Genomic DNA, 21,905 nt, shown 5'->3' on the forward strand with positions numbered 1-21,905 from the left:
CGTCTGGCGGACGCCAGGCGGATCGTCGTCAAGGTCGGCTCGGCCCTTCTGGTCGATCGCGACACAGGACGGCTGCGCGCCGACTGGCTGGCCGGTCTTGCCACAGACGTCGCCGCGCTCCGGGCACATGGTCGGGACGTCATTCTCGTCTCTTCGGGGTCGATCGCCCTCGGGCGTCGCGTGCTCGGGCTTGCCGCTCCGCTCAGCCTCGAACAGTCGCAGGCCGCAGCCGCCGTGGGCCAGATCCGTCTGGCCGGGGCCTATGCCGATGCGCTCGGCCCGCTGGGCGTCACTTCGGCGCAAATCCTCCTGACGCTCGACGACAGCGAGGACCGGCGGCGATACCTGAACATGCGCTCGACCTTCGAGACGCTTCTGGCGCTCGGCGTGGTGCCCATCGTCAACGAGAACGACACCGTCGCTACCGACGAGATCCGCTTCGGCGACAACGACCGGCTGGCCGCACAGGTCGCCGCGATGGCGGGCGCGGATGTCTGCATCCTGCTCTCGGACGTGGACGGGCTCTATACCGCGAACCCCAATCTCGACCCGGACGCGACCCACTTGGCTGAGGTGCCCGAGATCACGCCCGAGATCGTCGCGATGGCGGGCGAGGGGGTGTCGGGCGTGTCGAAGGGCGGGATGATCACCAAGGTCATGGCGGCACGGACGGCCACCGATGCGGGCTGCGCGCTGGTGATCGCCGCCGGGGGCGACCCGCATCCGCTGCGGGCGCTGTCGGACGGCGCGCGCGCGACGTGGTTCGCCGCCCGCGACGATCCCCGCACGGCGCGCAAGCGCTGGATCGCGTCGATGAAGCCGCGCGGCACGGTCGCGGTAGATGCGGGCGCGGCCCGTGCCTTGGCCGAAGGGCGCAGCCTGCTGCCTGCGGGTGTGACCTTCGTCGGCGGGCCGTTCGGACGGGGCGATCCGGTCACGATCGAAGGGCCGGATGGTCGCGCGATGGGGCAGGGGCTCGTGCGCTATACGGGCGACGAGGCGCGGCGCATCAAGGGCCTGCGGTCGGGTGACATCGCGGATGTGCTGGGCTATCCCGGCCGCGCGGCACTGGTCCACCGCGACGACATGGCGATCTGAGGAGACGCGTGATGAAGGACATCGCCGACGACATTCCCGCCCTCCTCCACCAGATGGGCGAGGCCGCGCGGCAAGCGGCCGTGACCCTCGCGCAGGCCAGCGCCGGGCAGAAGACCGCCGCGCTCGAGGCCGCCGCCGATACGCTCTGGTCCCGCCGCGCCGAAATCGTCGAGGCCAACGCCCGCGACATGGAATTCGGGCGCGAGAAGGGGCTGACCGACGCGATGCTTGACCGCCTTGCGCTGGACGAGGACCGGATCGCCGGCATCGTCGCCAGCCTGCGCGCCATCGCGGCGCAGGATGATCCCGTCGGCCGCGTCCTAGCCGAATGGGACCGGCCGAATGGCCTCAACATCCGCCGCGTCGCCACGCCGCTGGGAGTCGTCGGCGTCATCTATGAAAGCCGCCCGAACGTCACGGCCGATGCGGGTGCGCTCTGCCTCAAGGCCGGGAACGCGGTGATCCTGCGCGGGGGATCCGAGAGCTTCCATTCCTCCGGCGCGATACACGCCGCCATGGTCGAAGGCCTGCGCGCGGCGGGCCTGCCCGAGGACGCGATCCAGCTCGTGCCGACCCGCGCCCGCGCCGCCGTGCAGGCGATGCTGACCGCGGTGGAGCATATCGACGTGATCGTCCCGCGGGGCGGCAAGGGCCTCGTCGGCCTCGTCCAGCGCGAGGCGCGGGTGCCGGTCTTCGCCCATCTCGAGGGCATCGTGCATATCTATGTCGATGCGTCGGCCGACCCCAAGATGGCGAAGACGGTCGTCCTGAACGCCAAGACCCGCCGTACCGGTATCTGCGGATCGGCCGAGTGCCTTCTGGTGCATCGCGACATCGCGGAGACGCTGGGGCAGGACCTCTGCGACATGCTCATGGACGGCGGGGTAGAGGTCCGCGCCCAGGGGATGCGGGGCACCGTCGCCGCCACCGAGGACGATTGGGGCACCGAGTTCCTCGACATGAAGATCGCCGCGAAACCTGTTGATAACGTTGAAGATGCCATCGCGCATATCCGGCGCTACGGGTCGAACCACACCGATTGTATCCTCGCCGACGATCCCGCGCCGGTGCAGGCCTTCTTCGACGGACTCGACAGCGCGATCCTGATGCACAACGCCTCGACCCAGTTCGCCGATGGCGGCGAGTTCGGGATGGGGGCCGAGATCGGGATCGCCACGGGCAAGATGCATGCACGCGGCCCCGTCGGGGCCGAACAGCTCTGCAGCTTCAAGTATCTCGTGACGGCCGACGGCGCGACGCGGGCCTGAGGCGGCGGTCATGGCCGGGCCACCCGACATGACCTTGCTCCGCCGGATGCTCGAAGCCCTGCCGGAGCCTGCGATCCTGCTGGACGGCAACGGGCGCATCGCCATCGCCAACGACGCCGCCTGCGACCGTCTCGGCGTCTGGGTCCTGGGCAAATCCTATGTCAGCGCGCTGCGCCAGCCGGACCTGCTGGGGCCGGTCGAGGACGCGCTCTCGACCGGGCAGGCGGGGCGGGCGCGCTTCACCCATTCGTCGGGCGCGGTCGAGTCGCTCTTCGACGTCCACGTGACGCCCCTTGAGGACAGGCCGCGCGGCATGGTGATGCTGGTCTTCCGCGACCTGTCCGAGGCCCGCGCGGGCGAATCCATGCGCCGTGATTTCGTCGCCAATGTGAGCCACGAACTGAAGACGCCGCTGACCGCCGTGATGGGCTTCATCGAGACGCTTCAGGGTTCCGCACGCGACGATCCGGGCGCGCAGCAGCGCTTCCTTGCCCTGATGGAGCAGGAGACCGCCAGGATGAACCGGCTGGTGTCCGACCTTCTGTCGCTCAGCCGTCTGGAGGGGCAGGCGCGGCGGCGTCCCACGGACGAGATCGACCTGTCACGCCTCGTGGCCGAGGTGATCGAGATGCTGCGGCCCGGCGCGGACGAGGTGACCTTCGCCTTCGACGGACCGGACGCAGCACCCGCACCGGGGGATCGCGATCAGTTGATACAGGTGATGTCGAACCTGATCGAGAACGCGGTCAAGTACGGCGCCGATGCGGGCACGGTCCGCGTCGCGATCGCGCCCGTCGCACGCGAGCCGGTTCTCAAGGGCCCGGCCTGGCGGATCACCGTCGCCGATGACGGCCCCGGCATTCCGCCGGAACATATCCCACGTCTGACCGAGCGGTTCTACCGCGTCGACACTGGCCGCAGCCGCCAACAGGGGGGCACCGGCCTTGGTTTGGCCATCGTCAAGCATATCGTGAACCGCCATCGCGGACGGCTCAGGATCGACAGCCGTGAGGGGCGCGGCACCACGGTCGAGGTGGTTCTTCCGGCCCTTCCGCCGGGGCCGTCATAAAACTGTTACCCAACGTTCACAAAAGCCCCAAATGGGAAGCCTAGGTCGCGCCCAACGGATGCCAGGGGGGTGTCCGTCAGACAGATCCACACAGGAGAAATCCATGTCCGTCACCAAGACCGCGATCTCGGCCCTGGCCGTCGCCGCCGTGTCCGCCACCGCCGCCGCCGCACGCGACCAGGTGCAGGTCGCAGGCTCGTCCACCGTGTTGCCCTACGCGTCCATCGTGGCCGAAGCCTTCGGCGAGAATTTCGACTTCCCCACGCCGGTCGTCGAATCGGGTGGCTCCTCGGCTGGTCTGAAGCGCTTCTGCGAAGGCGTCGGTGAGAACACGATCGACATCGCCAACGCTTCCCGCGCAATCCGCGACGGCGAGCGCGAAGCCTGCGCCGCCGCCGGCGTGACGGACATCATCGAGGTCCGTATCGGCTACGACGGCATCGTCTTCGCCAGCCAGCAGTCGGGCCCCGAATTCACCGCCTTCACGCCGTCGCAATGGTATCTCGCGATGGCCAAGGAGATCCCGGGTGAGGACGGCACAATGGCCGCCAATCCCAACATGTCCTGGTCCGATATCGACGGCGACCTGCCCGCCGCCGAGATCCTCGCCTTCATCCCCGGCACCAAGCACGGCACCCGCGAAGTCTTCGAGGAGAAGGTCGTCCTGCAGGGCTGCGAAGACACCGGCGCGATGCAGCGCATGATGGATGCCGGCATGGACGAAGACGGTGCCGAGGATGCCTGCATGTCGATCCGCGACGATGGCCGCGCCATCGATATCGACGGCGACTATACCGAGACCTTGGCCCGGATCGAGAGTGATCCCAACGGCGTCGGCGTGTTCGGCCTGTCGTTCTACGAGAACAACACCGACAAGTTGAAGGTCGCGACGATGGGCGGGGTCACGCCCTCGACCGAGACCATCTCGACCGGTGAGTACCCCGTGTCGCGCCCGCTCTACTTCTACATCAAGAAGGCGCATATCGGCGCGATCCCCGGCTTGAAGGAGTTCGCCGAGTTCTTCGTCTCGAACGACATCGCCGGGCCCTACGGTCCGCTGGCCGAATACGGCCTCGTCTCCGACCCGGAGCTGGGCGCGGTGCAGGCGACGGTGACCGACGAAACGGTCATGAACTGATGCGATCGGACCGGGGCGGTGACGCCCCGGTCCACCACGATTGGCCTGGGGGCACCTGACATGTCGCTGACGACGATCCTGCTGATCCTCGCCGTCCTCGGGGTCGCGTCCTTCATCCTGGCCCGCAGTCGCGCGCTCGGATCGGTCGATGGCGATGCCCGTCGCCTCCATTCGCTTCCCACCTATTACGGCCTCAACGGCCTGCTGACCGCGGTGCTGCCCGCGCTCGGGCTTCTCGTGCTCTGGCTCGTGCTGCAGCCTCTCCTGCTCGAGCGTTCGATCGCGGCCGACTTCCCCGCCTCCGCCGTCCCCGAGGGCAGCACCATCGGCCTCGTGATGTCCGACGTGCGCCGCGTGGCCGATGGGCTGGACGCGGTGGCCGATCAGGACGGGCTCTCCGTTCTGGACCTCGACGCGCTCGCGGCGACGATCCAGGACGGCGGCACGGCACTCGGCGCCGACCTGACGCCCGAGATCGTGGCCGCAGCACAGGATTATCGCGGCGCGCGCGCCTGGCTCGGCGGCATCATGGTGGTCGCGGTTCTCGCCGTTGCGCTGATCGGGGCGGCCATCGCGTGGCGCGCCTCGGACGGGGCCTTCCGGGCGCGGAACGTCGTCGAACGCGGCGTGCTCGTCCTGCTGATTGCCGCCGCGTCCATCGCGGTCCTGACGACCGTGGCGATCGTGCTTTCCATGCTCTTCGAGACGATGAATTTCTTCCGCCAGTATCCGGCGTCCGAGTTCTTCTTCTCGACCAACTGGGCGCCCAGCTTCTCAGGCCGGGGCGGCGCATCCGAGCTGGGCATCCTGCCGCTTCTCTGGGGCACGCTCTATATCAGCTTCATCGCGCTTCTGGTCGCGGTGCCCATCGGGCTCTTCGCCGCGATCTACCTGTCGGAATATGCGGGCAAACGCTTCCGCGGCATCGCCAAGCCCATGATCGAAATCCTCGCGGGCATCCCGACCATCGTCTACGGCCTCTTCGCGCTCGTCACCGTCGGCCCGCTGTTGCGCGACGCGATCGCGTCGCCGCTGGGCCTCGGAAACTCCGCCTCATCGGTGATGACGGCGGGCCTCGTGATGGGGATCATGCTCATCCCCTTCGTCTCCTCGCTCTCGGACGACATCATCAACGCCGTGCCGCAGGCGATGCGCGACGGCTCGCTGGGCCTCGGGGCGACGCAATCCGAAACGATCCGGCAGGTCATCGTCCCCGCCGCCTTGCCCGGCATTGTCGGCGCCGTCCTGCTCGCCGCATCGCGCGCCATCGGCGAGACGATGATCGTGGTCCTCGGGGCAGGGGCCGCGGCCCGCCTCGACCTCAACCCGTTCGAGGCGATGACGACCGTCACCGTCAAGATCGTCAGCCAGCTGACCGGTGACACCGATTTCGCCTCGCCCGAGACGCTGGTGGCCTTCGCGCTCGGGTTGACGCTCTTCGTGATCACGTTGGGGCTCAACGTCCTCGCGCTCTTCATCGTGCGCCGCTACCGGGAGCAATACGAATGACCGATGCGACAGCCCCCGCGAGCGGGGCCGGGCAGGGCAGCCTGCTGGGCCAGGACCGCCGCAGGACCAAGCGCAACGCCGCCGAGAAGCGGTTCCGGGCCTACGGGCTGACGGCGGTCTGTATCGGCGTGCTCATGCTGATCATGCTGCTGACCTCGATCCTGTCGAACGGGCTTTCGGCCTTTCGCCAGACCACCATCGAGATCATGGTCCCGCTGGTGCCCGAGCGGCTCGACCCGACCGGCAATCGCGACCCCGAGGAGATGGCCAAGGTCACGACCTTCGGCTACGCGCCGCTTTTGCGCGACGGCTTCGAGTCGACGCTCGCCGCTGCGGGGATCGAGACGGAGCTTGACGCCGGGGACGCCGCCGACCTCATCTCGGACGAAAGCGTGGCGCAGCTGCGCAACTTCGTCCTCGCCAACCCCGATCTCCTAGGTGAGACGATCCCGGTTGAGGTGCTGGCGAACGGGCGGATCGACGGCTTCTTCAAGGGCCGCGTAACCTATGCGACGGCCGAGCTGGACCAGAACGTGAGCCCCGCGCAGTTGCAGCTGGCCGAGGACCTCGTGGCCGCGGACATGATGGAGACGGGCTTCAACTGGCGCTTCCTGACCGCGCCCGACGCCTCGGTCACGCGTCCCGAGGCGGCGGGCCTTGGCGTCGCGATCATCGGCTCGCTCTACATGATGCTGATCGTGCTGGTGCTGGCGCTGCCCATCGGCGTCGCGGCGTCGATCTATCTCGAGGAATTCGCACCGCAGAATCGCTTCACCGACCTGATCGAAGTGAACATCTCGAACCTCGCCGCCGTGCCGTCCATCGTCTTCGGCATCCTCGGCCTCGCGATCTTCATCAACTTCGCGGGCCTGCCGCAATCGGCACCCATCGTCGGCGGGCTCGTCCTGACGCTGATGACGCTGCCGACGATCATCATCGCCACGCGCGCCTCGCTGAAATCGGTGCCGCCCTCGATCCGCGACGCGGCCCTCGGGATCGGCGCGTCGAAGATGCAGTCGGTGTTCCACCACGTCCTGCCGCTGGCGATGCCCGGCATCCTGACCGGTACGATCATCGGGCTGGCGCAAGCATTGGGCGAGACGGCGCCGCTCCTCCTGATCGGGATGGTGGCCTTCGTGCGCGAGTATCCGGCTGGCCCGCCCGAGGGCCTGTTCGATCCGGCGACCGCGCTGCCGGTCCAGATCTTCAACTTCACGCAGCGGTCCGACCCCGCCTTCGTCGAGCGTGCGAGCGGGGCGATCATCGTGCTTTTGGCGTTCCTTCTGGTGATGAACCTCACGGCGATCTTCCTGCGCCGCAAGTTCGAGCGGCGGTGGTAGACGGGAGCGGTATGATGAACGACATGCGACTGACGGAGAGAGCCGTGGACCAGCAAGACAACAAGATCACGGCGCGCGGCGTGCAGGTCTTCTACGGCGACACGCACGCGATCAAGGATGTCGATGTCGACATCGCCGACAAGACGGTGACGGCGTTCATCGGCCCTTCGGGCTGCGGCAAGTCGACCTTCCTGCGCTGTATCAACCGGATGAACGACACGATCCCGGTTGCACGGGTCCAGGGCGACATCCGCATCGATGGCGAGGATATCTACGACAAGCGCGTCGATCCGGTGCAATTGCGCGCAAAGGTGGGCATGGTCTTCCAGAAGCCGAACCCGTTCCCGAAATCGATCTACGACAACGTGGCCTACGGGCCGCGCATCCACGGTCTGTCGTCGGGCAAGTCAGACCTCGACGACATCGTCGAGCGTTCGCTCCGCCGCGCGGCCCTCTGGGACGAGGCGAAGGATCGCCTGCAACAGCCGGGCACGGGACTTTCGGGCGGGCAGCAGCAGCGTCTCTGCATCGCGCGCGCCGTCGCCACCAATCCAGAGATCCTGCTGATGGACGAGCCCTGTTCCGCCCTCGATCCCATCGCAACCGCACAGGTCGAGGAGTTGATCGACGAGCTGCGCCAGAACTACTCGGTCGTCATCGTCACCCACTCGATGCAACAGGCCGCGCGGGTCAGCCAGAAGACGGCCTTCTTCCACTTGGGCAGCCTCGTGGAATACGGCGAGACGGGCCAGATCTTCACCTCGCCCGAAGATCCCCGCACCGAGAGCTACATTTCCGGCCGGATCGGCTGAGGAGCATCCCATGATCCAATCGAACCACATCGCCACGGCCTTCGACCGCGACCTCGAAGCCATCCAGGCGCTCATCATGAAGATGGGCGGCCAGGTAGAGGACGCCATCGCCAAGGCGACCGAGGCGCTGGCCGACGGGGACGCCGAACTGGCCGACCGCGTGCGACGCGGCGACAAGGCCATCGACGCGATGGAGCAGCACGTGAACGAGGAGGCCGCCCGCGTCATTGCGCTGCGCCAGCCCATCGCAACCGACCTGCGCACCGTACTGACCGTGTTCCGCATCTCGGCCGCGCTGGAGCGGATCGGCGACTACGCCAAGAACATGGCCAAGCGCACCGAGATCATCATGGAACTGCACACCGTCGACGGCAGCGAGGCATCGCTCAAGCGGATGTCCAAGGCCGTGCAGATGATGCTGAAGGACGTGCTGGATGCCTATATCCAGCGCGACGCCGACCTCGCCGCCGACGTGCGCGCCCGCGATGAAGAGGTGGACCAGATGTATAACGGCCTCTTCCGCGAATACCTGACGCACATGATGGAAGACCCGCGCAACATCACCGCCTGCATGCACCTCCATTTCATGGCCAAAAACATCGAGCGGATGGGCGACCTCGTGACCGGCATCGCGGAACAGGTCATCTACCTCGTAACCGGGGACATGCCCGACGAGGACCGCACCAAGGCCGACATCACGAGCCGTCCTGCGGGCGGCACCGCGGGCTGATGTCGGCGCGTCCCGCCGTCCTGGTGGTCGAGGACGAGGCCCCGCAGCGCGAGGTCCTCGTCTACAACCTCGAGGCCGAGGGTTACGATGTCCGGCAGGCGACATCGGGTGACGCGGCCATGGACCTCGCCCGCGAGGAGACGCCGGACCTGATCCTGCTCGACTGGATGCTGCCCGAAGTGTCGGGGATCGAGGTCTGCCGCCGCCTGAAATCCGCCGCCGACACGCGGTCCATCCCGGTCATCATGATCTCCGCGCGCTCCGAAGAAGTGGACCGGGTGCGCGGGCTGGAGACCGGGGCCGATGACTACGTCGTGAAGCCCTATTCAGTAGTCGAGCTGATGGCCCGCATCCGCACCCAGCTTCGCCGCGTCCGCCCCGCAAGCGTGGGCGAGCGGCTGGAGCATGGCGACGTCGCCATCGACACGGTCGAGCATCGCGTCTTCCGGGGCGGCGAGGAGCTGCATCTGGGCCCGACCGAGTTCAGGCTTCTGACGACCTTCCTCGAACGGCCCGGCCGCGTCTGGTCGCGCGATCAGCTTCTCGACCGGGTCTGGGGCCGCGACGTCTATGTCGACAGCCGCACCGTCGATGTCCACGTTGGGCGGCTGCGCAAGGCGCTGCGCGTCTCCGAGGGGCAGGGCGATCCGATCCGCACGGTCCGGGGCGCGGGCTACGCGCTCGGCTGAGCCCTCTCGGTCAGGGCGCGCAGCACGTCGTCCGGCGTGACGCGGCCCACCGGCGCGCCGGCCCGCGTCACCGTCACGGGACCCGCGCGCACCGCCGACATGACAGCACCCAGCGGCGTGTCGTGGGGCAGGGCGGACGCATCGCCGCCGCGAAGGTCCGCGCTCATCACATCCTCGGCGGTCAGAACGCCCAACGGGTTCATATGCGCCACGAAATCCGCGACATAGGCGTTGGCGGGGGCAGCGATGATCTCCTGCGGGGTGCCGCACTGGATGATGCGCCCGCCTTCCATGATCGCGATGCGGTTGCCCAGCTTGAACGCCTCGTCGAGGTCGTGGCTGACGAAGAGGATCGTGCGTTGCAGGCGGCTCTGCAGTTCGAGCAGTTCGTCCTGCAGCCGCGACCGGATCAGGGGGTCGAGCGCGCTGAACGGCTCGTCCATCAGAAGGATCGGCGCGTCGGTCACGAAGGCGCGGGCGAGCCCGACCCGCTGCTGCATGCCGCCCGACAGCTCGCCCACCTTGCGGTCGCCCCAGTCGCCCAGGCCTACCAGCTCGAGCTGCCGCTCCACCCGCTCGGCGATCCGGGCCTTGGACATGCCCGCAAGCTCCAGCCCGAGGCCGACATTGTCGCGCACCGTGCGCCACGGCAGAAGGCCGAATTGCTGGAACACCATCGATACGCATTCGCGCCGCACCTGGCGCAGGTCGGCGGCATCGGCCTCAGGCAGGGTGCAGGACCAGTCGCCGTCGCGCACCACGACCCGGCCGCGCACCACCGGGTTCAACCCGTTCACCGCACGCAGCAGCGTCGATTTCCCCGACCCAGACAGGCCCATCAGGACCACGATCTCGCCCGGCGCGATGTCGAGGCTGCAATCGTGCACCCCGAGGATCTGGCCGGTGCGCGTCTGGATCTCGCTGCGATCCAGACCCTCGTCCATCAGGGGGAGGGCGTCGTCGGGCGTGTCGCCGAAGACGATCGAGACCTTGTCAAGCCGGACGGCGGGGTCGGTCATTTCGCGGCCCCCCGGTTCAGCATCCGGTCGAGCATGATCGCGACGACGACGATGACGATGCCGCTTTCGAACCCGAGCGACGTGTTCACCTGGTTGAGCGCGCGGACCACCGGCACCCCGAGGCCATCCGCGCCGACCAGCGCCGCGATCACCACCATCGACAGCGACAGCATGATCGTCTGGGTCAGCCCGGCCATGATCTGCGGCGCGGCGTAGGGCAGCTCGACCTTCCAGAGGACCTGCTGCGCCGTCGCCCCGAAGGCGCGCGCGGCTTCAAGCAAGGGCAGGGGGGTTGAGCTTACGCCGAGATAGGTCAGGCGGATCGGCGCGGGCAGGACGAAGATTACTGTCGCGATCAGGCCGGGCACCATGCCGATGCCAAAGAAGACGATGGCCGGGATGAGGTAGACGAAGGTCGGCAGCGTCTGCATCAGGTCGAGCACGGGCCGCATCGCCGCATAGAGGCGCGGGCGATGGGCGGCCGCGATGCCGATGGGCACGCCCACGGCCATGCAGACGACGCAGGCCGAGAGCACGAGGGTCAGGCTTTCGGTCGTTTCCTCCCAATAGCCTTGGTTGAGGATGAAGAGGAACCCGAGCCCGACCAGCAGGCACGGCTTCCACGACCGGCGCAGGCCCCAGGTGATCGCTACGAAGACCGCCACCACCAGAAGCGGCGGCGGCGCCTGGAGCACCCAGAGGATCGCGTCGATCATCGCCTCCATGGCGATGGCGAGGCCGTCGAAGAACCACGCGCCGTTTTCCTGCAGCCAGTCGAAGATCGCCGCGGCGGTCCGGCCGACCGGGATCTTGGTCTCGGTCAGCCAGTCCATGCCGATCAGTTCAGCGCGGCGGTCACGGCTTCGGTCGCATCGCCGCCATCAAGCGTCGTGACACCGTCGAGCCAGCCTCCGAGCACGTCCATGTTTGCCGAGATCCACGCGGACGCGGCCTCCTCGGGATCGGCGCCATCATCGAGGATCGCGCCCATGATCTCGTTCTCCATCGCCAGCGTGAACTCCATGTTCTGCAGGAGCGCGCCGACATTCGGGCATTCCTCGACATAGCCCGCGCGGGTGTTGGTGTATACGGTCGCGCCGCCGAGATCGGGGCCGAAGAAGTCGTCGCCGCCTTCCAGATAGGTGAGGTCGAAATTCGCATTCATGGGATGCGGCTCCCACCCGAGGAAGACGATCGGTTCGTCGCGCTTGGTCAGGCGGTCGACCTGCGCCAGCATGCCCTGCTCGGAGCTTTCGACCACCTCGAACTCCGACAGGCCGAAGGCGTCGCCGTCGATCATCGACTGGATCAGGCGGTTGCCGTCATTGCCGGGCTCGATCCCGTAGATCTTGCCGTCGAGCGCATCGGCCTGCGCGGCGATATCGGCGAATGTATTGATTCCAAGACCTTGCGCGGCGGCGTTCACAGCCAGCGTGTATTTCGCGCCCTGAAGGTTCGCGCGCACCGTGTCGACCGTTCCGGCCTCGCGGTAGGGGGCGATATCGCCCTCCATCGTGGGCATCCAGTTGCCTAGGAACACGTCGATATCGCCTTCGGCCATCGAGGTGTAGGTGACCGGCACCGACAGGACCTTGACATCGGTCTCGTAGCCCAGCGCGTCGAGCACGACCGTCGCGGCGGCGGTCGTGGCAGTGATGTCCGTCCAGCCGACATCGGAGAAGCGAACCGTGGAGCATTCGGCCGCCGCGCTTGCAGCGGTCAGGGCCAGCGCAGAAGCGCCGAGGGTCAGACGAAGCATGTGAGTTCTCCCGTTGATGCGTTTTGCGTCGACTAGACGCCATCGGGGGACGGGACGCAACACGGGGGCCGCCGTGGGTGCATGAGTCCGTTAACCGGAATTATGTAAAGTGCGAGTATGCCCCCGGAACCGCTTGCCGGGCCGTTGCACCCTGCTATCCATACGCGATGAACGACGCCAGCGCAGCAGACCGTCTCGTGATCCTCGGCTCCAAGGGCGGCCCGGCGATCCGGCGTGGCGGTCCGAACCCGACCGCGTCGCTCCTCCAGATCGACGGGCGCGCCTGCGTGGTCGATTGCGGGCTCGGCGTGACGCGTGGCCTGGTCGAGGCCGGCCTCGACCTCAAGCATCTCGATTTGATCTTCATCACCCATCTCCACAGCGACCACGTGCTCGAACTCGGCCCGCTGCTCCACACCGCCTGGACCAGTGGCTGGTCGACGCCCGTGGCGATCTTCGGTCCGCCCGGCCTCGACGCGCTCTGGCACGGGTTCCTCGCGTCGCTGGCCTACGATATCGACCTGCGCATCGCTGACGAAGGCCGCCCCGACATGCGCGATCTCGTCACGATCCACGAGATCGCCGAAGGCCCGCTGGAGGTGCCGGGCCTCGACGTCGCGGCGCTTCGTGTTCACCATCCACCCGTCACCGACTGCTTCGCGCTCCGCTTCGACGGCGTGTCGAAGCATGTCGTCTTCAGCGCGGATACCGCGCCGTTCCCGCCGCTGGAGGATTTCGCTCGCGATGCCGACATCCTGATCCACGAGGCGATGCTGGAGCACGGCGTCGACCGCTTGGTGGCCAAGACCGGCAACGGCGCGCGCCTGAAGGCCCATATCATGGCCAGCCATTCCGAGGCCGCCGACGTCGCACGGCTCGCGACCCGTGCGGGCGCGCGCCATCTCGTCCTGCATCACCTGGTGCCGGCGGACGACCCGGAGATCGGCCCGGATGATTTCGCAGCCGCCGTCACACCGCATTACGAGGGGCGTCTGACGGTCACCTATGACGGTCTGTCGATCCCGCTCTGACCGCCCTCCCCCGGTTGCGCCTCGACTCCGATACGACGTGTTCGTAACTTGGCCTGGCCTGAACCGTGCGGAGCTCGAATGGACGATCTCGATCGTTATCTTCTGTCGTTGACCCGGCTGACGGAGCTGGAAGAGGTCTGGAACGCCCACGCCGCGCGCATGGCGACCTACGGGTTCGATCGCTGTCTCTATGCCGCGACGCGGTTCCGCACCGACAACGGCATGGGCGATCTGCGCGACGCGCTGATCCTGACCAACCATCCGCGCGAATTCACCCAAGGGTATCTCGAATCCGATCTCTTCCGCGATGCGCCGCTCGTCCGCTGGGCGATGCAGAATGTCGGCACCATGAGCTGGTCCGAGATCCTGACGGATGCGAAGGCGGGCAAGCTCTCGCCCGCCGAGCTTCGCGTGATGGAGTTCAATCGCCGCCACGGGGTCAACGCGGGCTACGGGATCAGCTTCCCACGGGTGTCGCCGCGCACCGGGCACGGGATCGGATTGGCCTCGACGACCATGACGCAAGAGGCGATCGATGCGCTCTGGCAAGACAAGGGCGACGAGATCGAGCTTCTCAACAATGTCGCGCACCTCGTGATCCTGTCCCTGCCCTATGGAGAGCATGGTCACGCGCTGACCCTGCGCCAGCGCGAGGTGCTGGAGCTCGTGGCCGACGGCAAGACGGCGCAGGACGTGGCACAGGTGCTGGGCCTGACGGCAGCGACGGTCGAGAAACACATGCGCCTCGCGCGCGAAGCCCTCGACGTCGAGACCACGGCGCAAGCCATCCGCAAGGCCACGATCCAGAACCAGGTCTTCCGCTACGAGAATGCCGACGCAGGGTAAGGAATCCCTGACTTGGGCCACCGCTTCCCTAGCGTCATGCTGAACCCGTCCGGTGAGATCGGGGCCGTTCGCCCCGAAGGACACCCCGGCGGGTCGGCGCGCATCGTTACGCGAGGCCACCGTCCGGTCTGACGCGGCGGCGGGCATGGTTTCGTCCGTCGTCGACTGCGGCCCCGCCTCTCCCTCCCCAGGGGCCAGACGTACGGGCGGCGCCGAGAGCTTCCTCCGGCGCCGCCAAATCATCCAACGATGTCAGTGGGTCAGGCTTGGCCGACCTTGGCGACCTCGGCGGCGAAGTCCTCCTTCACGACCTCGATGCCCTCGCCCACTTCCAGCCGGACGAAGCCGGTGATCGAGACGCCGGCCTCGGCCGCGGCCTGTGCGACCGTCAGGTCGGGGTTCACGACGAATTGCTGGTTCAGCAGCGTGACCTCGGACATGTACTTCTTCATCCGGCCCTCGATCATCTTCTCGATAACCTGCTCGGGCTTGCCGCTCTCGCGGGCGATGTCGATCTGGACCTGACGCTCCTTCTCGACGATCGCGGCGTCGAGGTCGTCCTCCGAGAGCGAGGCCGGGTTCACGGCGGCGACATGCATCGCGACCTGCTTGCCGAAGGCATCGTTCGCGCCCGACAGCGCGACCAGTACACCGATCTTGCCCATTCCGGGGGCGGCGGCGTTGTGCACGTAGGAGGTCACGGCGTCGCCCGAGAGCTTGGACATGCGGCGTACGGCCATGTTCTCGCCGATGGTCGCGATCTTGTCGGTCACGATGGCTTCGATCGACTTGCCGCCGATCTCGAACGACGTCAGCGCGCCCAGATCCGGAACGGCCAACGCGGTCTGCGTGATCTCGGCGACCATCTTCTGGAAGTCGGCGTTCTTGGCGACGAAGTCGGTTTCGGAATTGACCTCGACCGCGACGCCCGTGCCGTCCTTGACGGCGACGGCCACGAGGCCCTCGGCGGCGGTGCGACCCGACTTCTTCGCGGCCTTGGCCAGGCCCTTGGTCCGCAGCCAGTCGATGGCCGCTTCCATGTCGCCATCGGTTTCGGTCAGCGCCTTCTTGGCGTCCATCATGCCTGCGCCGGTCGTGTCGCGCAGCTCTTTCACCATGCTCGCGGTGATCGCCATGATCTCGTCTCCTGTGAATGTGATCATCGGGACGCGGTTACGTGAAACGCGCCCCGTAAATGTTTGACGGCGAAGCGATCAGGCCTCGGCGGCAGCCTCTTCGGCCGGGGCCGGGGCCGCGTCCGCATCCGCGGGGGCCTCGGCGGCCTCCTCGGCGGGGGCGGCCTCGACGGCCTCCTCGGTGGCGCCCTCTTCCATGGCACCGATATCGACACCGGCGGCGCCGAGCTGCGCGCTCATGCCGTCGAGCGCCGCGCGGGCCACAAGATCGCAATAGAGCGCGATGGCGCGCGCCGCGTCATCATTGCCGGGGATGATGTAGTCCACGCCATCGGGCGAGCAGTTGGTGTCGACGACCGCGACGACCGGGATGCCCAGCTTCTTGGCTTCGGCGATGGCGAGGTCTTCCTTGTTGACGTCGACCACGAAGATCAGGTCGGGCAGACCGCCCATCTCGCGGATGCCGCCGAGAGAGGCCTGCAGCTTACCCTGGTCGCGCTCCATGCCGAGGCGCTCTTTCTTGGTCAGCCCTTCGAAGCCCTGCTCCATCGCTTCGTCGATGTTCTTCAGGCGGTTGATCGAGTTGGACACCGTCTTCCAATTGGTGAGCGTGCCGCCCAGCCAACGGTGGTTCATGTAGTACTGCGCGCAGCGCTCGGCGGCATCGGCGATCGGCTTCTGTGCCTGGCGCTTGGTGCCGACGAAGAGGATGCGGCCGCCGCGGGCCACGGTGTCACGAACGACCGTAAGCGCTTGATCCAGGAGCGGAACCGTCTGGGTCAGGTCCAGGATGTGGATGCCGTTCTTGGCGCCGTAGATATACGGGCCCATCCGGGGATTCCAACGCTGGGTCTGGTGGCCGAAGTGAACGCCGGCCTCGAGGAGCTGACGCAGGGAAAATTCAGGCAAAGCCATGTTTCTCGTAACCTTTCCGGTTTGTGCCTCGGCGGGGGTTTCGACCAAATGGCCAACCGGTGGACCTGTCGGGGATGTCTCCCCCGGAGGCCCGCCCCCGCCTGTGAAGTGCCGCTCGCTTACGGGATGATTCCGCCCGCCGCAAGGGGATCGGGCGCAAAGGATGCGCCCGGGTTCCGTCCGGACCGGATTGCGGCGGGCCGGGGACGGCCCGCGCGCAAGCGTCAGGGGATGATGCGGTTGTACTTGGCGCCTTCGAGCGACGCGCCCGCCAGCAGGCCCGCCTGCCCGAACACGACAGCGACGACCGGCGTCAGCAGCGCCGTGGTGTCCGTCGTCAGCGCGCCCGCGCTGTTGGGCGTGACGTATTCGAGGTCGCCGCCCGCGGTCCAGCCGGTCGAAGTGCGGAAGTTCGACAGCGCCGGCTGCGTCATGAAGAAGAGCGCGTGGCTGTATTGCTGGCCGCCGATCTGCAGGCCGACCGACGCCGCCGTGGTCGAGTAGTAGTCGACCGTGACGCCATCGATACGCAGCGCGCCGCGCCCGTAGGCCCCGCCGACGAAGAACCCGCCCTCGGTGACGACGGGCATCATCAGGATGCCCGCGGCCTTTCCGGCGAGGACCTGGGTGTCCGGCAGCGTGTCGTACATGAAGTTGAAGGCGGCATCGACGCGCTGGTCGATGCGGGTGGCGCCGTTCGAGCCGACGCCGTTGCCGCACGCGGCGAGGGCCACGGGTGCGGAGGCGGCCGCGAGAAAGCGGCGACGCGTGAGTGCGGTCATGGGATCTGTCCTGTCCAAAGTCTGCTCTGCCGGAGTCTTGCTGCCCCGATCGTGCGCGAAGGATAGCAAAGCCTCACCCTTCTGTCACCACCGATGCGCCCTCAGGGCGTCCAACCGCCGGGGGTCGCTTCCGGGGCGTCCGTCTCGGTCTCCGGCGCGGTGTCCGACAGGGCGGGAAAGCCCGCGCTGAATCGCGCCGCCTGACGGGCCGTCCAGCGCACGGAGATCTCGGCGCTGGTCTCGTCGCAAGCCGCTTCGGACTGAACGACGCCTTCCTCGTGGAGCCAGGCCCGCGCGCGCCCGTCGGCATAGGGCACGGACAGCACGGCCTCGGTCAGCGTTTCGGTCAGGTCCGTCTCGACCCGGTCGAGGATCGCGTCCAGCCCCTGCCCCGTCAGCGCCGACGCGAGATAGACGTCGTCCCGTCGCGCCGCGAGGTTCGTAGCCGCTTGCAGGTCGGCGGGATCGAGCTGATCGGCCTTGTTCCAGATCTCGATGCGCGGGATCTCGGCGTCGGTCCCAAGCGCCTCGAGGATCGCCTCGACATCGCGGGCCTGCGCTTCGGTTTCAGGGTGCGAGATGTCGCGGACATGGACGATCAGGTCGGCGTCCAGCACCTCTTCGAGCGTGGCGCGGAAGGCGGCGACGAGCTGTGTCGGCAGGTCCGAGATGAAGCCCACCGTGTCCGAGAGGATCACGTCGAGGCCGTTCTCCAGCTCGACCGCGCGCATCGTCGGGTCGAGCGTCGCGAAGAGCATGTCCTTGGCCAGCACCTCCGCCCCGGTCAGGCGGTTGAAGAGCGTGGACTTGCCCGCGTTCGTGTAGCCCACTAGGGCCACCACCGGATACGGCACCTTGGCGCGCGCGGCGCGGTGCAGCTCGCGCGTTCTGACGACCTTTTCGAGCTGGCGGCGCAGCTTGACCATCTGCTCGTCGATGGCGCGGCGGTCCGCCTCGATCTGGGTTTCGCCGGGGCCGCCGACGAAGCCCAGCCCGCCGCGCTGCCGTTCGAGGTGGGTCCAGGCCCGGACGAGGCGCGTGCGTTGATAGCTAAGCGCGGCGAGTTCGACCTGAAGCACGCCCTCGCGCGTGGCGGCCCGGTCGGCGAAGATCTCGAGGATGAGCGACGTGCGGTCCAGCAATTTGACTCGCCACGCCTTTTCCAGATTGCGCTGCTGAACGGGACTGACCGTGCCGTCGATGAGCACGAGCTCGATCTCGTCGGCTTCGATCCGGGCGCGCAATTCCTCGACCTTGCCGGTCCCGAACAGAAGCCCCGGATGCGGCTTCGGCAGGCGCACGGTCATCGCGTCCACGACGTCGAGCCCCGGCAGCGCATGCGCCAGCGAGACCGCCTCCTCGAGGGCGAGGGCGGGCGCGCGGCCGGATCGGTCGCCGCCGCGCATGTCGGGATGCAGGATCAGCGCGCGGGTCGGGACCGCCTCGGTCGAGAAGCCCGCGCCGCCTTGCTCAGGAGGATTCGCCAGAATCGTCCTCGCCGGAATAAAGGTTGATGGGCTGGGCCGGCATCACGGTCGAGATCGCGTGCTTGTAGACCAGCTGCGACTGTCCGTCGCGGCGCAGAAGCACGCAGAAATTGTCGAACCACGTGATGACGCCCTGCAGCTTGACGCCATTGATCAGGAAGATCGTGACCGGCACCTTCGTCTTGCGGACGTGATTGAGAAACGCGTCCTGGAGATTCTGCTTGTCGGCCATGGATTTCTGTCCTCCGTGCCCTTCTCGGGCAACTCTTGATTGGGTCTGGAGGGAGTTATGGGACGGGTTCGGGTAATATTCTACCCCTTCCGGTGGTATTTTGACGTGGACCCCCACCCGTCGGCGGTCAACCGCGCCAGAAATCCGGATTGAAGAGCGCGATGAGCGCCAATGTCTCAAGACGTCCCACCACCATCGCCGCGGCCCAGACGGCCTTGGTCGCGTCCGGCAGCGCGTTCAGCCCCTGCGGGTCGATCCCGGCGACCTGCGCCAACGGCCCGGTCGTGGCCAGCCCGGCGGTCGCCATGATGACGGCCGTCCCGAAGTCGAGACCGGTGAAGGCCAGCGCCAGCGTGACGGCCGCCAGCGTCAGCGCGAAGAGCATGAAGAAGATCCACGCGGCTTCGATCCCGGCGAATGGCAGGTGCCGCTGTGCCCCGCGCCCGCCCGCGATCGAATGGGGATGCACGAGCAGGTTCATCTCGCGGCGGCCATGGGCATAGAGCGCGTAGATCCGCAGAAGCTTCACCCCGCCCGCCGTGGTCGCGACCCCGCCGCCGAACATCGCGAGGCCTGCCAGGAGGACCGCCGGCGTCTCGAGGCCCGACCACGACTTGGCCGAGGTCCAGTCCGCGCTTTCGAACCCCGTGGTGGTCAGGAACGACAGCACCGTGAAGGCCGACCCCCAGAGCGCGCGGAGCGCGGCACCCGTATCCGAAACGGCATCGACCTCGAATGCGCCGATCCAGTGGCGCAGAAACAGAAGCGTCGTGATGGTCGCGACGACGGCGAGCGCGATGCGCACCTCGCGGTCCTGCGTCAGGCGGACGACCTGGTCGCGGTGAAGGTCGGCGGTGAATGTCTGGCGCGTGACAGCGAAGGCGAAGAAGGCGAAGACCGCCAGTTCGCCCCAGCGGCCCGCCGCGCTTTCGGCGACGCCGCCGCCCGCCGTGATCCCCGAGGTCGAAAGCGTCGACATCGCGTGGATGACGGCGCGGGTCGGCGCCTCGCCCGCCAGCACGAGCACGGTCCAGAGGACCAGCGTCAGCCCGCCATAGATCGGGCCCAGCACCGCCAGCGAGCGCGACAGGCGGCGCGACGGCTCGACCGAGGCGACGCGGATGTCGGCGGCACGCCCGCTTGCGGTCTGGGCGCGCGTGACCTCGAACCCGCCGAGACCCAGCGGCGCGAGGATCGCGGCCGCCGACACCCAGATCAGCAGGCCGCCCTGCCACGCCACCATCGCCCGCCAGAGATGCACGCTCTCGGACAGGCGGTCGGGTGCGAAGAGGGTGCCGCCGGTCGTCGTCACCGCGGCGACCATTTCGACATAGACGTTCACGAAGCGGGTATCGCCGACGATCTCGGAGACGGGGAACGCCGCCAGCACCGGCAGCACCGTATAGGCCGACAGGAGCGCCACGAGCTGGCTGCGCGTCACGTTACGCGACTGCTCGCGGGCGGTGGCGACGGCGAGGCCGATTAGAAGCGCCAGAAGCAGCGTGGCCCAGTAGAAGAAGGCGCGCGACTCCGCATGGGCGTCGCGGATGACGGCGTGGATCGCCGGCAGGTACATCGACGCCGCGAGGATCATCGCAAGCACCACCAGCGGCGGGACGCGCGCCAGCAGGCGACCCATCAGAAGAAGTCCACCTGCACCTGCAACAGCCGCTCGACCTCGGGGACGTCTGCCGAGAGTGCGAAGATCACGACCACGTCGCCCTCGTCGATCCGGCTGCCGCCCTCGGGGCGGACGACGCGGCCGTCGGCCTTGCGGATCGCGCCGACCAGCGCGCCTTCGGGAAAGGCGATGTCGCGGATCTGGCGGCCCGCCATGGGCGAGGTGGACATGACCTGCGCCTCGATCACCTCGGCCTCGCTGTCTCCCACGGAATAGACGTTGCGCACGCGCCCATGGCGAACGTGGCGCAGGATCGAGGACACGGTCGTCTGGCGCGGATTGACATAGGCGTCGATGGCCAGCGGCCCCAGCAGCGGCACGAGCGTCGGATCGTTGACCAGCGCGATGGTCTTGGCGCAGCCCGCTGCGCGCGCCCGGACGGCGGCCAGCATGTTGGTCTTGTCGTCATCGGTGACGGTCAGGACGGCGTCGGCCCGGTCGATATTCGCCTCGCGCAGCAGCTCGATGTCGAGGCCGTCGCCGGACAGCACGATCGTCCGCTCCAGCGCCTCAGCCGCGCGCTCGGCGCATTTGCGGTTCTTCTCGATCATCTTGGCGCGGATGCGCTCCGGCGCGGCCTCGAGCGCCTCGGCGACGGCGAGGCCGACATTTCCGCCGCCGATGATGACGACCCGCTCCTGCTTGCGGACGGTCTTGCCGAAGATCTCCTGCGTACGGGTCAGGTCCTCGGTATGGCACTGGATGTAGACCTGGTCCCCGGCCTGGAGCTGGTCGCCCGGCTCGGGCGCGAAGAGGCGGCCGCGATTGGCCCGCCGGACGCCGACGACCACGGCCCGCAGGGTCGAGAACAGCTCGGAAAGCTGGCGCAGCGGCGTGTCGAGCACCGGGCAGTCGGCATCGAGATGGAGGCCGATGAACTGGCTCTGACCCTCCATGAACTCCTCGACGTCGAAGGCTTCGGGGGCCCGCAGGCGGCGCAGCGCGGCCTCGGCCACCTCGCGCTCGGGCGAGATGACGACATCGATGGGAAGGTGGTCGCGCCGGTAGAGATCGGCCCGCATCGCCGTCAGGTAGGATTGCGCCCTGAGCCGCGCGATCTTGCGCGGCACGGTGAAGATCGAATGGGCCACCTGGCAGGTGACCATGTTGACCTCGTCCGAATGGGTCGCCGCGATCAGCATGTCCGCGTCCTCGGCGCCGGCACGCTCGAGGATGTCGGGATAGGACGCGTGGCCCGCAATGCCCTGAACGTCCAGCGTATCGGTCGCGCGATGCACGAGATCGGCATTGTTGTCGACGACCGTGACGTCGTTGCGCTCACCCGAGAGGTGGCGCGCGATCTGCCAGCCGACCTGGCCCGCGCCGCAGATGATGACCTTCATGGATGCCCTCGGGCGCGGTTT

21 protein-coding genes are annotated in these 21,905 nt (G+C 67.8%); 11 read left to right on the forward strand and 10 right to left on the reverse strand.

Annotated features, from left to right (window positions below):
• Positions 1 to 3: 3 nt before the first annotated feature.
• From proB to phoB, 9 genes are all read left to right on the forward strand, one after another.
• Positions 4 to 1,098: a glutamate 5-kinase gene (proB, locus tag ACK8OR_RS02825; protein ID WP_410189857.1), complete on the forward strand. Its 1,095-nt coding sequence runs from the start codon at positions 4 to 6 to the stop codon at positions 1,096 to 1,098.
• 11 nt (positions 1,099 to 1,109) lie between these two features.
• Positions 1,110 to 2,366 carry a glutamate-5-semialdehyde dehydrogenase gene (locus ACK8OR_RS02830; RefSeq protein ID WP_410187953.1) on the forward strand — a complete coding sequence of 419 codons (1,257 nt, stop codon included), beginning with the start codon at positions 1,110 to 1,112 and terminating at the stop codon, positions 2,364 to 2,366.
• Between the two features lie 10 nt (positions 2,367 to 2,376).
• The gene (locus ACK8OR_RS02835) at positions 2,377 to 3,435 is read left to right on the forward strand and encodes an ATP-binding protein (protein ID WP_410187954.1); all 1,059 of its coding nucleotides are present in this window, start codon (positions 2,377 to 2,379) and stop codon (positions 3,433 to 3,435) included.
• Positions 3,436 to 3,538: 103 nt separating this feature from the next.
• Positions 3,539 to 4,573 (forward strand): substrate-binding domain-containing protein, encoded by a 1,035-nt coding sequence (locus ACK8OR_RS02840; protein ID WP_410187955.1) that lies wholly within the window; start codon positions 3,539 to 3,541, stop codon positions 4,571 to 4,573.
• Positions 4,574 to 4,633: 60 nt separating this feature from the next.
• On the forward strand, positions 4,634 to 6,082 hold the full coding sequence (pstC, locus tag ACK8OR_RS02845) for a phosphate ABC transporter permease subunit PstC (RefSeq protein ID WP_410187956.1): 1,449 nt from the start codon (positions 4,634 to 4,636) through the stop codon (positions 6,080 to 6,082).
• Positions 6,079 to 7,422, forward strand: a complete 1,344-nt coding sequence (gene pstA / locus ACK8OR_RS02850; protein WP_410187957.1) for a phosphate ABC transporter permease PstA — start codon at positions 6,079 to 6,081, stop codon at positions 7,420 to 7,422. The genes pstC and pstA overlap by 4 nt, the downstream gene beginning before the upstream one ends.
• A gap of 14 nt (positions 7,423 to 7,436) precedes the next feature.
• The gene (gene pstB / locus ACK8OR_RS02855; RefSeq protein ID WP_410187958.1) at positions 7,437 to 8,234 is read left to right on the forward strand and encodes a phosphate ABC transporter ATP-binding protein PstB; all 798 of its coding nucleotides are present in this window, start codon (positions 7,437 to 7,439) and stop codon (positions 8,232 to 8,234) included.
• A gap of 10 nt (positions 8,235 to 8,244) precedes the next feature.
• Complete coding sequence (gene phoU / locus ACK8OR_RS02860; RefSeq protein ID WP_410187959.1) at positions 8,245 to 8,964, forward strand: phosphate signaling complex protein PhoU; 720 nt, start codon at positions 8,245 to 8,247, stop codon at positions 8,962 to 8,964.
• On the forward strand, positions 8,964 to 9,653 hold the full coding sequence (gene phoB / locus ACK8OR_RS02865) for a phosphate regulon transcriptional regulator PhoB (protein WP_410187960.1): 690 nt from the start codon (positions 8,964 to 8,966) through the stop codon (positions 9,651 to 9,653). The genes phoU and phoB overlap by 1 nt, the downstream gene beginning before the upstream one ends.
• On the opposite strand, the gene choV is transcribed toward phoB, so the two are convergent.
• From choV to ACK8OR_RS02880, 3 genes are read right to left on the reverse strand one after another with little or no spacing between them, the layout of a single operon-like run.
• Entirely contained in the window at positions 9,638 to 10,672 is a 1,035-nt protein-coding gene (gene choV, locus ACK8OR_RS02870; protein WP_410187961.1) for a choline ABC transporter ATP-binding protein, read from the reverse strand. The genes phoB and choV overlap by 16 nt on opposite strands.
• Positions 10,669 to 11,505: a choline ABC transporter permease subunit gene (choW, locus tag ACK8OR_RS02875; RefSeq protein ID WP_410187962.1), complete on the reverse strand. Its 837-nt coding sequence runs from the start codon at positions 11,503 to 11,505 to the stop codon at positions 10,669 to 10,671. The genes choV and choW overlap by 4 nt, the downstream gene beginning before the upstream one ends.
• A gap of 5 nt (positions 11,506 to 11,510) precedes the next feature.
• Complete coding sequence (locus tag ACK8OR_RS02880) at positions 11,511 to 12,431, reverse strand: choline ABC transporter substrate-binding protein (protein WP_410187963.1); 921 nt, start codon at positions 12,429 to 12,431, stop codon at positions 11,511 to 11,513.
• Between the two features lie 167 nt (positions 12,432 to 12,598).
• On the opposite strand from ACK8OR_RS02880, the gene ACK8OR_RS02885 reads away from it, so the two are divergent.
• Together ACK8OR_RS02885 and ACK8OR_RS02890 are read left to right on the forward strand one after the other, a co-directional pair.
• Positions 12,599 to 13,462, forward strand: a complete 864-nt coding sequence (locus tag ACK8OR_RS02885) for an MBL fold metallo-hydrolase (RefSeq protein WP_410187964.1) — start codon at positions 12,599 to 12,601, stop codon at positions 13,460 to 13,462.
• A gap of 78 nt (positions 13,463 to 13,540) precedes the next feature.
• Positions 13,541 to 14,308, forward strand: coding sequence for a LuxR family transcriptional regulator (locus tag ACK8OR_RS02890; protein ID WP_410187965.1), 768 nt, complete (start codon positions 13,541 to 13,543; stop codon positions 14,306 to 14,308).
• A 260-nt stretch (positions 14,309 to 14,568) separates the two neighbouring features.
• Here the strand turns inward: ACK8OR_RS02890 and tsf are convergent, their stop codons facing one another.
• The 7 genes from tsf to trkA all read right to left on the reverse strand — a co-directional run bounded on the left by tsf (position 14,569) and on the right by trkA (position 21,884).
• On the reverse strand, positions 14,569 to 15,444 hold the full coding sequence (gene tsf / locus ACK8OR_RS02895; protein WP_410187966.1) for a translation elongation factor Ts: 876 nt from the start codon (positions 15,442 to 15,444) through the stop codon (positions 14,569 to 14,571).
• A gap of 78 nt (positions 15,445 to 15,522) precedes the next feature.
• The gene (gene rpsB / locus ACK8OR_RS02900) at positions 15,523 to 16,359 is read right to left on the reverse strand and encodes a 30S ribosomal protein S2 (protein WP_410187967.1); all 837 of its coding nucleotides are present in this window, start codon (positions 16,357 to 16,359) and stop codon (positions 15,523 to 15,525) included.
• Positions 16,360 to 16,583: 224 nt separating this feature from the next.
• The gene (locus ACK8OR_RS02905; protein ID WP_410187968.1) at positions 16,584 to 17,141 is read right to left on the reverse strand and encodes a lipid-binding SYLF domain-containing protein; all 558 of its coding nucleotides are present in this window, start codon (positions 17,139 to 17,141) and stop codon (positions 16,584 to 16,586) included.
• Positions 17,142 to 17,242: 101 nt separating this feature from the next.
• The gene (hflX, locus tag ACK8OR_RS02910; protein WP_410187969.1) at positions 17,243 to 18,547 is read right to left on the reverse strand and encodes a GTPase HflX; all 1,305 of its coding nucleotides are present in this window, start codon (positions 18,545 to 18,547) and stop codon (positions 17,243 to 17,245) included.
• A 64-nt stretch (positions 18,548 to 18,611) separates the two neighbouring features.
• On the reverse strand, positions 18,612 to 18,860 hold the full coding sequence (gene hfq / locus ACK8OR_RS02915; protein ID WP_298431944.1) for an RNA chaperone Hfq: 249 nt from the start codon (positions 18,858 to 18,860) through the stop codon (positions 18,612 to 18,614).
• Positions 18,861 to 18,987: 127 nt separating this feature from the next.
• Entirely contained in the window at positions 18,988 to 20,499 is a 1,512-nt protein-coding gene (locus ACK8OR_RS02920) for a TrkH family potassium uptake protein (RefSeq protein WP_410187970.1), read from the reverse strand.
• The gene (trkA, locus tag ACK8OR_RS02925) at positions 20,499 to 21,884 is read right to left on the reverse strand and encodes a Trk system potassium transporter TrkA (protein WP_410187971.1); all 1,386 of its coding nucleotides are present in this window, start codon (positions 21,882 to 21,884) and stop codon (positions 20,499 to 20,501) included. Before trkA ends, ACK8OR_RS02920 begins: the two co-directional genes overlap by 1 nt.
• Between the last annotated feature and the right edge of the window lie 21 nt (positions 21,885 to 21,905).

Origin of the sequence: Jannaschia halovivens (assembly GCF_046452375.1) — a bacterium.
Lineage (GTDB): Bacteria > Pseudomonadota > Alphaproteobacteria > Rhodobacterales > Rhodobacteraceae > Jannaschia > Jannaschia halovivens.

Excerpts from the sequence above, each read along its gene's own strand:
- pstB (WP_410187958.1), top strand. The coding sequence starts at position 7,437 with ATGAACGACATGCGACTGACGGAGAGAGCCGTGGACCAGCAAGACAAC.
- ACK8OR_RS02835 (WP_410187954.1), top strand. The coding sequence starts at position 2,377 with ATGGCCGGGCCACCCGACATGACCTTGCTCCGCCGGATGCTCGAAGCC.
- ACK8OR_RS02890 (WP_410187965.1), top strand. The coding sequence starts at position 13,541 with ATGGACGATCTCGATCGTTATCTTCTGTCGTTGACCCGGCTGACGGAG.
- ACK8OR_RS02840 (WP_410187955.1), top strand. The coding sequence starts at position 3,539 with ATGTCCGTCACCAAGACCGCGATCTCGGCCCTGGCCGTCGCCGCCGTG.
- pstC (WP_410187956.1), top strand. The coding sequence starts at position 4,634 with ATGTCGCTGACGACGATCCTGCTGATCCTCGCCGTCCTCGGGGTCGCG.
- tsf (WP_410187966.1), bottom strand. The coding sequence starts at position 15,444 with ATGGCGATCACCGCGAGCATGGTGAAAGAGCTGCGCGACACGACCGGC.
- ACK8OR_RS02920 (WP_410187970.1), bottom strand. The coding sequence starts at position 20,499 with ATGGGTCGCCTGCTGGCGCGCGTCCCGCCGCTGGTGGTGCTTGCGATG.
- ACK8OR_RS02905 (WP_410187968.1), bottom strand. The coding sequence starts at position 17,141 with ATGACCGCACTCACGCGTCGCCGCTTTCTCGCGGCCGCCTCCGCACCC.
- phoU (WP_410187959.1), top strand. The coding sequence starts at position 8,245 with ATGATCCAATCGAACCACATCGCCACGGCCTTCGACCGCGACCTCGAA.
- choV (WP_410187961.1), bottom strand. The coding sequence starts at position 10,672 with ATGACCGACCCCGCCGTCCGGCTTGACAAGGTCTCGATCGTCTTCGGC.
- phoB (WP_410187960.1), top strand. The coding sequence starts at position 8,964 with ATGTCGGCGCGTCCCGCCGTCCTGGTGGTCGAGGACGAGGCCCCGCAG.
- hflX (WP_410187969.1), bottom strand. The coding sequence starts at position 18,547 with ATGCGCGGCGGCGACCGATCCGGCCGCGCGCCCGCCCTCGCCCTCGAG.
- ACK8OR_RS02885 (WP_410187964.1), top strand. The coding sequence starts at position 12,599 with ATGAACGACGCCAGCGCAGCAGACCGTCTCGTGATCCTCGGCTCCAAG.
- hfq (WP_298431944.1), bottom strand. The coding sequence starts at position 18,860 with ATGGCCGACAAGCAGAATCTCCAGGACGCGTTTCTCAATCACGTCCGC.
- rpsB (WP_410187967.1), bottom strand. The coding sequence starts at position 16,359 with ATGGCTTTGCCTGAATTTTCCCTGCGTCAGCTCCTCGAGGCCGGCGTT.
- ACK8OR_RS02830 (WP_410187953.1), top strand. The coding sequence starts at position 1,110 with ATGAAGGACATCGCCGACGACATTCCCGCCCTCCTCCACCAGATGGGC.
- pstA (WP_410187957.1), top strand. The coding sequence starts at position 6,079 with ATGACCGATGCGACAGCCCCCGCGAGCGGGGCCGGGCAGGGCAGCCTG.
- choW (WP_410187962.1), bottom strand. The coding sequence starts at position 11,505 with ATGGACTGGCTGACCGAGACCAAGATCCCGGTCGGCCGGACCGCCGCG.
- ACK8OR_RS02880 (WP_410187963.1), bottom strand. The coding sequence starts at position 12,431 with ATGCTTCGTCTGACCCTCGGCGCTTCTGCGCTGGCCCTGACCGCTGCA.
- trkA (WP_410187971.1), bottom strand. The coding sequence starts at position 21,884 with ATGAAGGTCATCATCTGCGGCGCGGGCCAGGTCGGCTGGCAGATCGCG.